A 15,654-nucleotide genomic window follows, 5' to 3' on the forward strand; every position below is an offset into this window, starting at 1 on the left:
TGTTCAGCTTGTATTAAAATTTTCCGTATAATATGCTGTGAAACGGTCTGTTGAGTATACGCATAAGCTTTCCCTTTTTTTCGGACCGCTTTATTTTAATTCTGTCTGCCGGGAAAAGCTTTACGGTCGTATGCCCGTCGATTGTAATAAAGGCATCGCTGTCGCGAGTCTCGACCCCGGCAACAGTAAGAAGCCTTTCCGGAGCGAATATCAGCGGTCGTGAATTTATAAGCGAATGTGAACAGATGGGCGTCACGCATATGCATTCACAGCCCGGGTCGCACACCGATCCCCCGGCGGAAAGAGAATATGCCGTTGAACCATTCGGAGTGGCGAAGATTATTCCGTCGGCGCGGTAATGAGAAACATGGTTTCCGTCGCAAAACAGCTCGAATTGAACCACCCTCGAATTGCTTGTCGCCGACAGACACGCATCGTTGAGTGCAGAAAACGTCTGCGTTTCTCCCTTGCGTTCCAGCAGGACATCAATCATCATGCGTTCTTCTATATGTGCGTCTGTTTCAAATACGCGCCCCAGAAGCGATATTTCCGTCGCCTCCAGCTCCGCCATGAAGCCGACACGTCCGAGATTGACGCCGAGAACCGGGATCAGGATCGCGTCGCGCACGGCGGAAAGAATCGTTCCGTCGCCGCCGAACGTAATAATCAGGTCGGCGAATTTGATTATATCTTCCTTCGGCGCGAAGCGGCACAGCTCTTTAAGCGCGCTCTCGGAGTATGACGGCTCTGCCCAGAGCGTGCCTCCGTGCTCGCGCAGAATCTGCGCCGCGCGTTTTGTGACGCAAAGACCTTCGTCTTTTTTTTCGTTGGGATATATATAAATATTAGATATCATTCTGTTTCAGCGCCTTTCAGCATTTTCCGGCAGTTTTTATCATATGAGCTGTGAGCCATTACGCCATGAGCCGGAACAGCCCGAGAAATTCAATATTGCCGCTTCCGTCGCCGCCGCATATCGGCGAACGTACGGTACCGCAGAGCGAAAAGCCGCTTTTCGCGGCCTTTTCCCCGAGCGCCGAGATGACGTGCGGGTATACGGCCGGATTCTTTATTATTCCGGCTTTTGACAGATACTCCCTGCCTGCTTCAAACTGGGGTTTTATCAGCGAAACAAGCGCCGCGCCCGGTTTTAATACGGATTTGAGTGCAGGATAAATCAGTGACTGTGAAATGAACGACACATCCATTACCGCAAGCCCGAAATTTTCGGAAAAGTCAGACGGCTTCATTAACCGCGCGTTGTAATTCTCGACGGAAACAACTCTGCTGTCTTCATAAAGCGTTTTATCAAGCTGACCGTGACCGTTTTCTATAGCATAAACCTTCGCCGCTCCGCGCTTTATAAGACAGTCGGTAAATCCGCCTGTACCCGCGCCTATATCCGCGGCAACCGCTCCGGTCACGTCTATGCCGAAATATTCCAGAGCATAATCAAGCTTCAGCCCTCCTCTTCCGACAAACCGCGCGAAATCGTTCGGAAGTACGACGATTTTTTCATTTCCTGATGTCTCTCTTGCGCATTTATCCGCGACCGCGCCGTTTATGGTCACAAAGCCCTCTTCAATGAGCCTCTTTGCGTGAGTGCGTGACCGCGCAAGTCCGCATGAGGCAAGATATGAATCCAGTCTCATTGTCATCAACGCCTTTCTACTTCGTTTTGCGGCTGTTCCGCTCACGGTATTCCAATTAAATGTACGCGTTCGCGCTTTTATTGATGTCGAGCGCTGAGCAGATATCGTCGGAAACACTTTCCGCGTCGAATCGGCAATGCTTCATAAGCGTCTCAAGGCTTCCCTGAGGGATAAATTTGTCGACCGCGCGGATTAACACCTTCGCTCCTTTAAGCGCTCCATGCTCCGCCAGGGCGGAAACAATTCCCTCGAAAAATCCTCCTGATTTCATCCCTTCCTCAAGGAAGAAATAAAGCTTTGTCTTTCCCGCGCTGTTTATCAGGCTTAAAAGGTTTTCAATGTCGACCGGTTTTATGCAAAGGAATTTTATGACTGCCGCGCTTATTCCGCGTTTCGCGAGAAGCTCCCGGGCTTCCAGTGCGGATGACGACAGCCTTCCGTATGTGAATATCACAGCATCGCAATTTTGGCTTTCGGTCTCAGGATCCGAACCTTTATAAATCGATATGTTTTTTATTTTAGGAAAAGCCCGCGCGACGCGCGCATCCTCCTCGCCTTTCGGATACCGGATTATATATGCTCCGCGGCGTTCTCTTTGACAGGCAAAGCCAAGAGACATTTTTAATTCATCCGATGTGGCGGGCGAATATATGCTTACATTAGGTATCGGCAGCGTCAGAGAGACATCGAACAGCCCGTGATGTGTCGGGCCGTCCTCTCCGACAAGCCCTGCGCGGTCAAGACATATCACCGCGTGAAGATTCTGCAATGCGATATCGTGGAAAAGCTCGTCAAACGCTCTCTGAAAAAAAGTGCTGTATACGGCAAAAACGGGAATAAGCCCGCCGGCCGCCGCGCCGCCGCAGAATGTCACGGCGTGTTCCTCCGCTATTCCCACATCGAAGAATCTTTCAGGAAATCTTTTTCTGAATTTTAAAAGTCCCACTCCGTCGGTCATAGCCGCTGTTATTGCAGCAATTTTTCCGTCCTTTGCCGCAAGCGAAACAAGAGCCTTGCCGAACACCTGCGAAAACGCGCGGTCAAGCGACGGACTGTCGTTGGCCGTATATGTACCGGCACACTCGGTCCTGATACGTCTGCCTATGCTGTGATACGCGCTCGGATCCTTTTCCGCCGGAGCATAGCCCTTCCCCTTTACAGTGTGAAGATGTACGATCACCGGACGCTGTTGACGCTTCGCTTCTTTTAATAAAAGCTCCGTCTGCCTCAGGTCGTTTCCGTCCGCCGGACCGAGATAATAAACTCCGAGCTGTTCAAACAGATTGTTTTTGAATACCAGGGTTTTTAAATCGTTTTTTGCCGTTCTCAGTATATCCGCCGCGACCGGCCCGAAAATCGGAACCGCGCTGATGATTTCCTCGCTTTTATGCTTGAACGAATAATAATTGTCGGTGGTTCTTATCCTGTTCAAATAATTTGCCATAAGCCCGACATTTTTCGATATGGACATCTCATTGTCGTTGAGCACTATTATGAGTCTGTCGTCTTTTTCAATATTGTTTAACGCCTCGTATACGAGACCGCCGGAAAACGCGCCGTCTCCTATAACCGCCACGGTGCGTCTGCCGTTGTTCCCCGTGATCCTGTCCGCGCGCGCAAAGCCCAGCGCGGCAGAAATGGAAGTGCTGCAGTGCCCCGCGCCGAACGGATCAAATTCGGATTCATCACGCTTTGTAAAGCCGCTGAGCCCGCCGAAGGAACGAAGAGTCGGAAATTTGTCGAGCCTTCCCGTCAGCAGCTTGTGAACATAGCTCTGATGTCCCGTGTCGTATATAATTTTATCCTCGGGAGGATTGAAAATCCTCAGCAGAGCCAGCGATATCTCGGCGATCCCCAGATTGCTTGCGAGATGTCCGCCAAGCTCTGTTACGTTCAAGGTCAGATATTCTCTTATTTCCGAGCACAACGCTTTCGCCTCGTCGAGTGAAAGACTTTTCAGCTCGGGCTGTGAATACGAATTCACTGTTATACCTCTTTTTAAATTCTTATCATAAGCGGCACGAATACACCGAGACAAGCGCCCGCAATCACTTCGATCGGAGTGTGTCCGATGAGCTCCTTAAGCTCCTTGCCCGGCAGCGGCTTTCCGGCAAAAAGATCCGTGACTATTATATTTAAAAGACGCGCGTGTTCTCCCGAATAACGCCTTACATTTGCCGCGTCGTACATAACAATGAACGAAAACACGATCGCGGCCGCAAACAACGCGCTTCTCGCGCCTTCAATCCTGTATATTGCCGCCGACAGCGAGCATACCGCCGCCGAATGGCTGCTCGGCATACCGCCGGAAGAAACCATTTTCGTGAAATCAAGCTTTTTCTCCTTCATAAGGCAGAGAACAAGCTTTATAAACTGTGCCGCGAACCATGCGATAAACGCGCATACCAGCGCGTAATTGTATAACAGTTCTTTAAAAAACATATCACTGCGGATTAAAATCCGCTTCTCCAATTTCACCCGACTGCGACCGGGTCAGGATTTTTATCCTTTTTGAAGCGTCATCGAGCATTTGGTTGCATATTTTCACCAATCCGACGCCCTCCTCAAAAAGCTTCAACGTTTCGTCGAGCGGCGCCGTCTGGCTTTCAAGCGATTTTACTATCGCCTCAAGCTTTGCCATCGCTTCCTCAAATTTCATTTCGGCCATTAATTCATGCCCTTTCGTTTCTGCCGTTTATATCTCTGTTCCGATTCACGCTTTTTCATCAGCCGTGATTTCCGTAATCCTTGCTCTTGCCGTGCCGTCGGTAGCGCGGAACGAAACCTTATCGCCTTTCTTTAATGCTTTTACGCTTTTAACAAGAACTCCGTCGTCCGTAAACACCGCGGAATATCCGCGCGCAATTACCGACAGCGGATTGAGTGCGTTAAGCTTGGACGTTTCTCTTTCATATTCTCTTCGCCTTTTCTCCATGGTCAGCGTCACCGCGTTGTCCGCACGTTCTCCAAGCCTTAAAACAGTCATTCTCCTGTCATCGATGAGCGAATCGAGATCGGTCAGACATTTTTTCTTCTCAAAAAGCCTGACACGCTCCGCGCGAAGCCTGACTGCATTCCCGGTCAGGATAGAAAGCTTAGACGACATATCGCTTATTCTTCTCGAAAGCTCTGCCGAATCCGGCAGAGCAAGCTCCGATGCCGCCGAAGGTGTTGGCGCGCGCAGGTCGCTCACGAAGTCGCTTATTGAAAAATCCGTCTCGTGTCCGACCGCCGAAATCACAGGTATCCGAGACGCGAAAATGGTTCTTGCAAGATGCTCGTCGTTGAAAGCCCACAGCTCCTCGAGCGAGCCGCCTCCGCGTCCGATTATTATCACGTCTACAGGCCATTTTTCATTGAAAAATCTCACTCCCGCGCACAGCTGAGCCGGGGCGCTTTCACCCTGTACCAGGCATGGAAAAAGCACCAGCTTCGCGATGGGATATCTGCGTGTCGCTATGTTTATTATATCCCTGACAGCAGCCCCCGTCGGAGAGGTGATTATTCCCACAGCTTCAGGATATTTCGGAATCGGCTTTTTGTGAGCGGAATCAAATAGTCCTTCCGCGGAGAGCCTCTGCTTCAATTGCTCGAAAGCTATGTACAGCGCGCCTATGCCGTCGGGCTCCATTGTATCGGCATAGAGCTGATATTGGCCGTCGCGAACGAAAAGCGATATCCTCCCGTGGGCGACAATCTTCATACCGTTTTCCGGAATGAATTTAAGCCTTGACGCATATGCCTTGAACATCACCGCGCGCAATACGCCGCTTTCATCCTTGAGCGTAAAGTAAAAATGGCCGGATTTGTGGTTGGTAAAATTCGATATCTCGCCCCGCACGGTTATATCAGCAAGATTTCCGTCCGATTCTATTATCGATTTTATGTATTCGTTTACACCTGATACCGTAAAAATATTATTCTGCATTTTATCACCGCCCGGTATGGGAAGATATGTTCTTTCTGGAGAAAAAACAAAAGAGGTTTGTTATGAAAATGCCAATTAAACGATAATTGTTTTTACGGAAAAGTTCATATGCAAAAACCGATTAATTTTTATTTCATATCTGCTTTTCGGGCAAGGAGAGCAATTCCGGCAGCGTTGTCGGAAGAAAGCGCCGGAGGCGCGAACAGAAACCTGCCGGAAGACGCGGCGGAAGGAAATTCGCGGATAAGGCGGGCTTTTATCAGAGACGAGCTCATGACTCCGCCGGCAAAGACCACATAGGTATTGGAATCGGACGGCGGAATTGCGCCAAGCATGGCACGGATGCATTCGAAAACGGCGTCAAAGACGAATTTGGCGGCGTCGGACGGCGTCGATGTATTTAGCATTGCCAGAAATTTATTTTCAAATCCGGAAATATTTATTCCGTCCGGAAAAACGGCGGGTTTGATTTTGAATTCTCTTACGGATTCCATCGCGAGCTTTTCAAGCCCAGCTCCGCACGGAAATAAAAGCCCGAGCGCAACTCCGCAGCGGTCGATCAGCTGACCGCAAGTGATGTCGAGCGTTTTTGAAACAATACTTGCCGTCCGTCTCACGCCCGCCGATTCTGATTCCACGCGCAAAAGCTCGCAGGTGCCGCCGGAAAGATGGAACGAATAAAAGCTTCCGCTGGGACAATGACCGGCGCCGAAAAGGGCGGCCTCGATATGCCCCTCCTGATGAGAAAATCTGTATAACGGAACGCGAAAAAGCCCGGCGGTGGATGAAGCCGCGGATACTCCGGCAAGAAAGCAAGGCATATATGAACCGGGCACATTGCGCGGCGAGTCGGAAACGCCGACGGCGGCAATTTTATAACCGCCGCCGAGCCTCTCGGAAACAGCTGCGCTTACTTCTCCGATGACCTCAGGAAGCGCCTTCACATGAGAAAAGAGCGCATCGCTCTGACGCAGTCCCTTTTCTCCGGACGCGACCGGAAGAGGAGCTTTTATGTTCGCGACAAGCTCTCCGTACTCGGTGACCGCGGCGGCCGAGGTTGTGTAATTGCTCGTATCGATGCCTATATAAATGCTGTTCATCGAATTTTCAAGAATGGCAAAGGCTCAGATGCCCTTTGCCCGCGCGATATTGCCCAGAACGCCGTTTATAAAGGCTGATACCTTTTCGTCGTCATAGGTTTTCGAAAGCTCGACGGCTTCGTTTATGGCGATGCTCGTCCCGACGGTCGGCGACCAGAGCAATTCGAAAATAGCAAGCTTGAGGATCGCTATCGAAACGCGCGAAATGCGCTCGGCCTTCCAGCCGACTGCGTGCTCACGGATGAGCGCGAACGATTCATCGGCATGGGCAAGGGAGCCGAGAAACGTTTCTTTTATATAACGGCTTTCAAACAGTTCCGGCGATTCCGCTTCAGTAAGTATATCGTTATAAAGCGCTTCCGCATCGACACCGCCGTTAAAACCTGCCTGAAACAGCATTATAAATACCGTTTCTCTTTCTTTTCTTCTGTTGAGAGGCATAAAAATCCTTTGTTTTAATTATGTATAGGATTTGATTCTATTATTGTTTATATCTAAATATCTATCGCAAGCTTTACTTATTTTTCCGCGCTCTGCGAATAGAAATTCCATGAGCTTTTGACCATGTCATATATGTCCCTTTCGGCCTTCCAGCCGAGGACGCGGAGCGCCTTTGAGGCGTCGGCATACGAGGAGGCGATATCTCCGGGGCGGCGTGCGCAGATTTGGTAGGGTATTTTTATCCCGTTTGCCTTTTCAAAGGCGTTTACAAGCTGTAGCACGGAAAATCCGTTGCCGGTGCCGAGATTGAATATATCGAAGTATCCGGATTTTCCCTTCATCGCTTCAAGCGCGGCGATATGTCCCTTGGCAAGATCGACAACATGAATATAATCCCTCACGCCTGTGCCGTCAGGCGTATTGTAATCGTTTCCGAAAACATTCAGCTTAGGAAGCGTGCCGTTTGCCACAAGGCAGATATACGGCATAATATTATTGGGGATGCCGTTTGGCTTTTCGCCGATAAGTCCGCTTTCATGCGCGCCTATCGGATTGAAATACCTCAGCAGCGAAATGTTCCAATCCGGCGCGAATTTGTGCAGATCTCCGAGCAGTGTCTCATTGATCATTTTCGTCGTGCCGTATGGATTCGTGGAGGACACCGGAGAATCCTCGGTGAAAGGGAGCTTTTGCGATGTGCCGTAAACCGTTGCGGACGAGCTGAAAACTAACGTCCTGCATCCGGCGCGGCTCATCGATTCGCAAAGCGAGAGCGTTCCGGCGATGTTGTTTTCATAATACATAAGCGGCTTCTGACAGGATTCGCCGACCGCCTTGTATGCGGCAAAATGAATAACCGCGCCGATTTCATTCTCACCAAAAACACGTTTCATCGCCTCTTTGTCGGCGATATCGCAGACATAAAGCGCAACCTTTTTTCCGGTGATCGCCTCAATTTTGTTCTTTATGTTTTCTTCGGAATTATACAGATTGTCGGCTATCACGACTTCGTATCCGCTGTTGATAAGCTCGACGGCGGTATGCGAGCCGATATATCCGGTTCCTCCGGTGACGAGTATTTTCATTGCCGTATTATCCTCCCGATTATATTATTGTGATCGATTTTCTTATAAGCTTTAAATATTTCAAAGCTCCGTGCATGCGGCCTCGAGCTTTTCCAATACCTCCGCGATATCGTCGGCTTTATGAGAGAAGTTTACATATGATACGTTGTAGAAAGAGATTCCGTGCTTATAGCACGCGCTCATCAGACGAGTGATGATATCTCCGCCGTCGGGAAGATCCGTGAATGTCGGACACGGAGCGGCACCAAGCACGCGGACCGGGAGTGCATGCTTTTCAAATATTTTGTTAGCGCCGGACCAAAGCGTCTTTCCTGTGTTCCATATGTGACCGATAACGTTGTCCCGGCGGTAAATATTGATAGTCGCCTTTGCGGCGGCAAGCGAAAGCGCCTCGCCTCCGAAGGTGGACGAAACGACAACTCCGCCTCCTCTGTCACAGCATTTCATAACCTCGCGGGAGCCGCAGAAGACGGAGATTGGCATTCCATTGGCCATTCCCTTTGAGAATACCGCCAGATCCGGCGTGACGCCGAAATATTCCTGGACCCCTCCGAGCGAGATGCGGAAGCCGGTGACAATTTCATCGAATATAAGCAAAATGCCGTTTTCTTTTGTATATTTGCGAAGCGCGGGATAAAACTCCCTGCCTTCCTCCAAACGTCCGTAATCCGCGGCCACGACGACGGCGGCGACATTGCCGTCAACCGAAGCCGTTATTTCCCTGATCGTGTCCATGCTGTTCCATCCGGCCGAATGATGCAGATCGGATATCGCCGCGGGAATGCCGTTGCCAGAGCTTGAGCCGAGTCTGCCGGGAAGCACCGCGCCGCCCGAGGAAAGGCTGTTCAGCCAGCCGTTATATCCTATTTGAATTATGTGATCGCGTCCGGTATACCCGCGCGCGAGCCTGATGCACGCGGCAACGGCTTCTCCGCCGGTCTTCAGGAAGCGAACCATTTCGGCGCACGGTATGATTTCACTGATTATCTGAGCAACCTCCGGTTCAAGCACGGACGGATTTCCGAATACCGCTCCGCATTCGAGCTGACGGGCTATGGCTTCGTTGACCTCCGGATACGCGTATCCCAGGGTGACCGGACCCAACCCGTTTCTGAAATCGATAAACTCGCGTCCCTCTATGTCCCATACGCGGCAGCCCTTGCCGCGCACAATCGCCGCCGGATCATACGGCGGATATGACGGAGCCTTTGAACAGGTGGACGAGCCCCACGGAATCAGCCTCTGGGCGTTGTCAAGATATTCTTTACGGTTAAAATCGGACATGATATATTTCTCCTTGTGTATCGGTTATTACTTTTTATTAACTCGGCATTTAAATAATTACCCCGTAAAGAGAGAAAAGGCTCTGGAATATGGGCTTTTTTCTCTTGTAAGACAAGACTTATTTAAATGCCGTTTTAATAATAATTGTTTCAAAAAATGCTCGTCCCGCGATCAGCGGGTGACGTTTTTGATCCACTTTTTACTCCTGAAGCGGAAAAATCCGATTATCATTTTAACTATTTCATCGGAAAAGAAAGCTGAATATACGATATATACGGGAAAACGAAATACATAGGCGAACAGATAACCGAGCGGAAGCGCGACCGTCCAGAGCGGGATGACATCGAGCGCGAGGACATATTTCGTATCGCCGCCGCCGCGGAGCACGCCGACTATGCTTGCAAAATTGTATCCCTTGGTGACAATCAATATGCTCATGACCGTGATAATTGCGGCGGCATATCCCTTTGCCTCGTCGGTGATATCGAAATAGCCGATAACCGGATATCTTATGGCGAAGATTATCAAGCCAAGCAAAACACTTGAAAGCGCCGAGAGAAAGAGCGTCGTTTTCGCATATTCATATGCCTTGTCCGGCTCTCCGGCGCCGATCGTTTTGCCGATAATAACGGCTCCGGCATTGGCAAAGCCTATGGAAAATACAAGCGCGATCCTTTCGATTATTCCGGCGACAGAATAAGCCGCGTACGCCTGGGTTCCGAGATTTCCTATTATGACGGAATACATCGCGACTCCGAGCGACCAGGTCGTCTCATTTATCACGACCGGCATAGAAACCTTTACGAAGTCACAAACAAGCATACGAGAAATTTTGAACATCCGGGCAAGACGTATGTTGATCGTTTTATCATGAATAAAGACATACCAGATTACATACATAAGCTCAAAGACACGCGCGATAACTGTGGCGATCGCCGCGCCGCGGATCTCCATCCGCGGGAAGCCCAGCTTTCCAAAGATCAGACAGTAATTAAGGATCAAATTAACGAAAAGCCCGATCATACTGGAATACAGCGCGCATTTGACGCGTTCGACCGAACGCATGATGCCGCTGAGCACTCCTGACAGCGCGGTGGGGATATAAGAAAACACGATGATCTTGAGATATTCCGTACCCGGAGCAATGACGGCCTCGTCCGACGAAAAGATTCTGAGAACCCAGGTCGGAAACAGCGCGATAAGAATCGAGGAAACCGTCCCGACGATAAGCGCGAAGGAAACTGTGATCCCGGCGATCGAATTTATCGAATCCGTGTCGTTTCGTCCCCAATACTGGGCGACAAGCACCGAAGAACCGGATACTGTGCCGAAGATGAATAAACTGAGAACGAAAAACGGCTGACTGGCAAGTCCCGCGGCGCTGATTGCGGCCTCGGACTCACTGCCGAGCTTGCCGAGCATGATCGTATCAAGCATATTAACCACTAAGAACAGCGCATTCTGAAATGCGATTGGAAAAATGAGACGCGCCGCCATGCGGTAGTACAGCCTGTCGCGGGTCAGCAGCTTCATTTAATTATGTTTACCCTCGTTACTTTATCAAGCGCTGATATTATGGCGGAAACGCCGACGGCGGAACCATCCGTGTCAAAGATCGCATAGCCGGCGTTTCCGCGTGTCTGAGAAGTGAACGCGGAAGCCCTGATCCCGGCGGAGGAAAGAACATCGGTAACATTTTTTATATCAAAGCCCGCTTTAAAGCAGACGGTGAATCTGTGGGCAGCAGAAGCGGAAAACGGAAGCGCAACGCAGGGGAAATTCACGGAATTGACAACGTTTCCGGCTTCCAGATAGCCGATCAGCTCTTTTGCGGCCATAACGGCGCAGTTATCCTCTGATTCCGGCGTTGAAGCGCCAAGATGCGGCATCGCGATGACACCGCGCTTTCCGGCAAGCTCTCCGTCCGGGAAATCCGTGACATATGCGGACAGCGCTCCGGATTCAAGAGCGGCAAGGATGTCGCCGTTGACGGCAAGATCGCCGCGTGAAAGGTTGATAAGGCGCGTTCCCGGCTTCATTTTTGATATGACCGAGCTGTTGAACATTCCGCGAGTTTCAGGCACAGAGGGAATGTGAACCGTTATATAATCGCTCACTCCGAGCAGCTCATCGAGAGAATCGGCGAGCTTTATTGCCGGGCTGAGCCTGAGAGCACCTTTCACGGAAAGATAAGCGTCGTATCCGATGACCTTCATTCCGAGCTTTTCCGCGTCGTTCGCCACCATCGCGCCGATTGCGCCGAGGCCGACCACTCCGAGCGTTTTGCCGGATATTTCGGGTCCGACGAATGCGTTCTTGCCTTTTTCGACGTCAGCCGCGACCGTATCGCCCGAAAGCGTCTTCACCCATGCTATTCCGTCGGTGATTTTTCTTGAGGAGATCAGAAGCGCGCACAGCGCAAGCTCCTTGACGGCGTTCGCGTTTGCGCCCGGCGTGTTGAATACGCATATGCCTTCGTCAGTGCAGCGGTCAAGCGGGATGTTGTTCACGCCGGCGCCGGCGCGGGCGATCGCCTTAAGCGACTGCGGGAAGGATTCGTCATGCAGGGCGGCGGAGCGAACCATTACGGCATCCGGCTCCGTTATTTCAGCCGAACAGGAATACAAGGCCTTGTCAAATACATCAAGACCGCATGAAGCGATTTTATTAAAAAGCTTTATATTAAACATATATCATGCCGAACCAGGTTCAGGCGTTTTCCTTTTCGAATTTTTTCATGAACTCAACAAGCGCCCTTACGCCTTCGACAGGCATGGCGTTGTATATCGACGCGCGCATACCGCCGACAGAGCGGTGTCCGGAAAGGCTGACAAAGCCGGACTTCGCGGCCTCAGAACAGAATTTTTTATCAAGCTCGGCGTTTCCGGTAACGAATGTCACGTTCATCAGGGAACGGAAGTCCTTGCCGGCGACAGGCTTGAACATACGGCTCGAATCGAGATAGTCATAGAGGATTCCGGCCTTCTCGACGTTTATGCGCTTCATTCCCTCAAGCCCGCCTACCTTGTCAGATTTTAGCCATTTATATACAAGCCCGGCGATGTAGATCGAATAGCAGGGAGGTGTGTTGTACATCGAATCGTTTTCGGCGTTCGTTTTATAATCGAGGATCACGGGAGTGAACGGCTTCGCGAAGCCGAGAAGGTCTTCACGCACGATAACGACGGTGACGCCGGCCGGTGCCATATTTTTCTGCGCGCCGGCATATATAAGGCCAAATTTGGACACGTCGACCGGCTCCGACAGGATGCAGGAGGACATATCGGCGACAAGCGGAATTTCCCGCGTATCCGGGATATAATTATATTTTGTCCCGAAAATCGTGTTGTTAAAGCATATATGAAGATAATCCGTCCCCGGGCGGAGATCTTCATATGAAATGTGAGGGATTGATTTAAAGTTATCGTCCTTACTGGAGGCAATACAGGCGGCGTCTCCGAATTTCTTGGCTTCCTCATAGGATTTTTTAGAGAACTGACCAGAAACGATATAATCGGCTTTGCCGGATTTCATGAGGTTGAGCGGAACGGCGGCAAACTGACCGGTGGCGCCTCCCTGCATAAAAATCACTTTGTAATTATCCGGTATGCCCATGAGAGAGCGGAGATCGCTTTCGGCCTCTTTGATAATAGATTCATATTGAGAGCTGCGATGGCTCATTTCCATGACCGACATGCCGGAGCCCCTGTAATCCGTCATTTCCTCCGCGGCTGTTTTAAGTACGGAAAGAGGCAGCATAGACGGGCCTGCTGAAAAATTATACACTCTTGACATAACTTATTTTCATCCCTTTCAAAACAGAAAAATCTTATTTCATTATATCTCTTCCGATTAATAATGTCAAGCATATATACCGACAATTTGAATAATCAAATGTCAGAATGAATAATATTCACGATTTAAGCTATTTATAAACTTTTTGTTCTTATTGATTTTCTCTCATAAATTGTGGATTATAAAAACAATGATTATTTATATGTCGTTTAAATAATTGCGTTTCTGAATAATATTTTGTTTATTTATATTGACTTTTGCTCAGTCAATGGGTATAATTGGTATAGTGTTATTTTAGTATACAATTGTTTTTTGCTTTTTCTTCTTACTTCTGTTAATCTTCGTGACTTTGCTGATATTATTACATTAACAGGACAAAATTTTAGATATGAACAACTCCGAAAAGCTTAAGCCCGAAATATCAGCTTATAATGTGCTGCTGTGCATATTGGTAATATTTATTCATGTATCTTCCTCACCTGTCACAACGCTTGCAAAAAGAACATGGCAATCCGCGGTTGTCTTTATGCCTTGGCGGCTTTCGGCTTTTTGTGTTCAGGGCTTTATTTTTTTAAGCGGATTGAAGCATTTTCTGAATTACGGAACAAAACCCGATTATAGAAAATTTTATTTCTCGAGAATTAAAAGAATCATCATTCCATATATCATTTGGAATATTATCTATTTTTCTTATTATGTTTTGAGAGGCTATATTGCGTATTCTCCGCGTGATCTCGGTATTTATATTTTAAACGGCAGCCTTGTCAGCCCTTTTTATTTCATCGTAATAATTATTCAGTTTTATGCCCTGGCGCCGGTATGGCATAAGATGGTTCAGAAAATTAATCCGATCTTCATGCTTGTCTTATCTGCCATACTCACATTTTTATTAGGACAATATTTGCCTGAAACAATAAAGCTCATCAATCCCCGATGGAGCATCTGCTATAACGACAGAGTGTTTACAACCTACTTGTTCTATTGGGTGGCAGGATGCTATGCAGGAATAAATTACGAAAAATTTGTCAATATTGTCAGGCAAAATCGCGTCTTCATAACAATATGGTTTTCAATAATTACGCTTACCGAGTCAATATTGAGTTACCTGTCCTTTTCCGAAATCAAACCAATATACTGGATTGAAAATATTCACTATCTGTATTGTGTCAGCGCGGTTTTGTTCTTTTTCATGTTTTTTGCGGCGATTTATGAAAAGCGGTCGCTTGATAATAAGTTCATAAAGGCTGTCAATAATGCCAGCTATGACATCTACTTGATTCATTGTCTTTTTATCTATTTTATAAACAGCACAATGAATTTTATAGGGATTAGTGACATAGCCATAACTTATTTCATAAGAATTATTGTTGTATATTCATGCTCAATAGGAATAAGTATCTTGATAGGTCATGTAAGAACGATGATAACAAGCAGAAAACATTTGAAGATATAATATATAACGCCAGGCTTTATGAAAACCCTGCTCGACCACGCACCATCAGCAGATTCCAGAACAAACGACTTACTACCGTTATTAAATGTTTGTTTTATCAAGTTGTAGAGAAGATTGTTGCGCTCAAAGAGGTAAACTGTTAAAATAACCGATCAGAAACAAAAAGCCGCGCTGATTTGTTATTAATATAAATAATGCGTTGTGATATTCTATAAAGCAATAGAAATATAATATATATATAAATATATAAAATTAATTTACAAGGAGTACATATGAATTTTGCAGAATTCAATAGGTGGTTGAGTTATCGTCCTGTTTCTATGAGATGGGCGAAGTTTGTTCTTTTTGTTTTTATCCCTTTAAATGCTTTTTGGTGTCTAGTAAATATCATAAAGGTATTTTCATACCAGGAACTTTATTCCCAAGCTCGAACATTGTGTCTCGTGCTTGTATGTTCTTATTTTATTTTTATGATATTTACTCTTATTGTTTTCAAAAAAGCAAAAGGAATTAAAATAAGTTCATACAAATGGATTATTGCATATCATATAGTTTTGTTGGCATTTGGAATATTAATAACTGCATTAATTAGATTTATATACTTAAAACTTTCAGTTGCTTATTTTGGCTCTTCTCTGGGGACAACTATATTTGCTATAATCGGAATAATTTATTTTAAAAAAAGGCGCTTTCTGTATGAAGATAATATTGAAACACTCCAAAATAAGAACTAACAATTTTTATTATTGCCGCGGCATGGAGGCTTTATGAAAAACAAGCTTTTATATCTGATTTTAATTATCCTGACAATATGTCTGTTTATACCGTCATGCAGTACGGGCGAAAATGTGACATTGACAAATACGGAAGATGATTTAACACAGACAAGTATAACGGAAGATGTTTCGCTGTCAGG

Annotated in this window: 14 protein-coding genes; 1 reads left to right on the plus strand and 13 read right to left on the minus strand. The window is 47.6% G+C overall.

Annotation, left to right across the window (positions count from 1 at the left end; genetic code table 11):
- Nucleotides 1-13 precede the first annotated feature (13 nt).
- The 13 genes from VB118_07045 to serC all read right to left on the minus strand — a co-directional run bounded on the left by VB118_07045 (nucleotide 14) and on the right by serC (nucleotide 13,285).
- Nucleotides 14-856, minus strand: coding sequence for an NAD(+)/NADH kinase (locus VB118_07045; GenBank protein ID MEA4832355.1), 843 nt, complete (start codon nucleotides 854-856; stop codon nucleotides 14-16).
- 58 nt (nucleotides 857-914) lie between these two features.
- On the minus strand, nucleotides 915-1,658 hold the full coding sequence (locus tag VB118_07050) for a TlyA family RNA methyltransferase (GenBank protein MEA4832356.1): 744 nt from the start codon (nucleotides 1,656-1,658) through the stop codon (nucleotides 915-917).
- 49 nt (nucleotides 1,659-1,707) lie between these two features.
- Nucleotides 1,708-3,636 (minus strand): 1-deoxy-D-xylulose-5-phosphate synthase, encoded by a 1,929-nt coding sequence (gene dxs, locus VB118_07055; GenBank protein MEA4832357.1) that lies wholly within the window; start codon nucleotides 3,634-3,636, stop codon nucleotides 1,708-1,710.
- Between the two features lie 14 nt (nucleotides 3,637-3,650).
- Nucleotides 3,651-4,124, minus strand: a complete 474-nt coding sequence (locus VB118_07060) for a divergent PAP2 family protein (GenBank protein MEA4832358.1) — start codon at nucleotides 4,122-4,124, stop codon at nucleotides 3,651-3,653.
- A complete protein-coding gene (gene xseB / locus VB118_07065) occupies nucleotides 4,096-4,320 on the minus strand; it encodes an exodeoxyribonuclease VII small subunit (GenBank protein ID MEA4832359.1) in 225 nt (74 codons plus the stop codon). The genes VB118_07060 and xseB overlap by 29 nt, the downstream gene beginning before the upstream one ends.
- A gap of 45 nt (nucleotides 4,321-4,365) precedes the next feature.
- Complete coding sequence (gene xseA, locus VB118_07070) at nucleotides 4,366-5,580, minus strand: exodeoxyribonuclease VII large subunit (GenBank protein MEA4832360.1); 1,215 nt, start codon at nucleotides 5,578-5,580, stop codon at nucleotides 4,366-4,368.
- A 128-nt stretch (nucleotides 5,581-5,708) separates the two neighbouring features.
- A complete protein-coding gene (locus VB118_07075; GenBank protein MEA4832361.1) occupies nucleotides 5,709-6,680 on the minus strand; it encodes a peptidase M22 in 972 nt (323 codons plus the stop codon).
- A gap of 24 nt (nucleotides 6,681-6,704) precedes the next feature.
- The gene (gene nusB / locus VB118_07080) at nucleotides 6,705-7,121 is read right to left on the minus strand and encodes a transcription antitermination factor NusB (protein ID MEA4832362.1); all 417 of its coding nucleotides are present in this window, start codon (nucleotides 7,119-7,121) and stop codon (nucleotides 6,705-6,707) included.
- A 77-nt stretch (nucleotides 7,122-7,198) separates the two neighbouring features.
- The gene (galE, locus tag VB118_07085; GenBank protein MEA4832363.1) at nucleotides 7,199-8,206 is read right to left on the minus strand and encodes a UDP-glucose 4-epimerase GalE; all 1,008 of its coding nucleotides are present in this window, start codon (nucleotides 8,204-8,206) and stop codon (nucleotides 7,199-7,201) included.
- A gap of 60 nt (nucleotides 8,207-8,266) precedes the next feature.
- Nucleotides 8,267-9,490 (minus strand): aminotransferase class III-fold pyridoxal phosphate-dependent enzyme, encoded by a 1,224-nt coding sequence (locus VB118_07090; protein MEA4832364.1) that lies wholly within the window; start codon nucleotides 9,488-9,490, stop codon nucleotides 8,267-8,269.
- Nucleotides 9,491-9,661: 171 nt separating this feature from the next.
- Complete coding sequence (locus VB118_07095) at nucleotides 9,662-11,023, minus strand: MATE family efflux transporter (GenBank protein MEA4832365.1); 1,362 nt, start codon at nucleotides 11,021-11,023, stop codon at nucleotides 9,662-9,664.
- On the minus strand, nucleotides 11,020-12,180 hold the full coding sequence (locus VB118_07100) for a 3-phosphoglycerate dehydrogenase family protein (GenBank protein MEA4832366.1): 1,161 nt from the start codon (nucleotides 12,178-12,180) through the stop codon (nucleotides 11,020-11,022). The genes VB118_07095 and VB118_07100 overlap by 4 nt, the downstream gene beginning before the upstream one ends.
- Nucleotides 12,181-12,199: 19 nt before the next feature.
- Complete coding sequence (gene serC / locus VB118_07105; protein ID MEA4832367.1) at nucleotides 12,200-13,285, minus strand: 3-phosphoserine/phosphohydroxythreonine transaminase; 1,086 nt, start codon at nucleotides 13,283-13,285, stop codon at nucleotides 12,200-12,202.
- A gap of 388 nt (nucleotides 13,286-13,673) precedes the next feature.
- On the opposite strand from serC, the gene VB118_07110 reads away from it, so the two are divergent.
- Nucleotides 13,674-14,738, plus strand: a complete 1,065-nt coding sequence (locus VB118_07110; GenBank protein MEA4832368.1) for an acyltransferase — start codon at nucleotides 13,674-13,676, stop codon at nucleotides 14,736-14,738.
- Nucleotides 14,739-15,654: the final 916 nt, after the last annotated feature.

It is taken from the genome of Oscillospiraceae bacterium, from assembly GCA_034925865.1.
Lineage (GTDB): Bacteria > Bacillota > Clostridia > Oscillospirales > SIG627 > SIG704.

Bases quoted from the DNA above. Each gene is read 5' to 3' on its own strand.
- VB118_07045 (MEA4832355.1), bottom strand. From the start codon at position 856: ATGATATCTAATATTTATATATATCCCAACGAAAAAAAAGACGAAGGT.
- VB118_07050 (MEA4832356.1), bottom strand. From the start codon at position 1,658: ATGACAATGAGACTGGATTCATATCTTGCCTCATGCGGACTTGCGCGG.
- xseB (MEA4832359.1), bottom strand. From the start codon at position 4,320: ATGGCCGAAATGAAATTTGAGGAAGCGATGGCAAAGCTTGAGGCGATA.
- xseA (MEA4832360.1), bottom strand. From the start codon at position 5,580: ATGCAGAATAATATTTTTACGGTATCAGGTGTAAACGAATACATAAAA.
- VB118_07075 (MEA4832361.1), bottom strand. From the start codon at position 6,680: ATGAACAGCATTTATATAGGCATCGATACGAGCAATTACACAACCTCG.
- nusB (MEA4832362.1), bottom strand. From the start codon at position 7,121: ATGCCTCTCAACAGAAGAAAAGAAAGAGAAACGGTATTTATAATGCTG.
- galE (MEA4832363.1), bottom strand. From the start codon at position 8,206: ATGAAAATACTCGTCACCGGAGGAACCGGATATATCGGCTCGCATACC.
- VB118_07090 (MEA4832364.1), bottom strand. From the start codon at position 9,490: ATGTCCGATTTTAACCGTAAAGAATATCTTGACAACGCCCAGAGGCTG.
- VB118_07095 (MEA4832365.1), bottom strand. From the start codon at position 11,023: ATGAAGCTGCTGACCCGCGACAGGCTGTACTACCGCATGGCGGCGCGT.
- VB118_07100 (MEA4832366.1), bottom strand. From the start codon at position 12,180: ATGTTTAATATAAAGCTTTTTAATAAAATCGCTTCATGCGGTCTTGAT.
- serC (MEA4832367.1), bottom strand. From the start codon at position 13,285: ATGTCAAGAGTGTATAATTTTTCAGCAGGCCCGTCTATGCTGCCTCTT.
- VB118_07110 (MEA4832368.1), top strand. From the start codon at position 13,674: ATGAACAACTCCGAAAAGCTTAAGCCCGAAATATCAGCTTATAATGTG.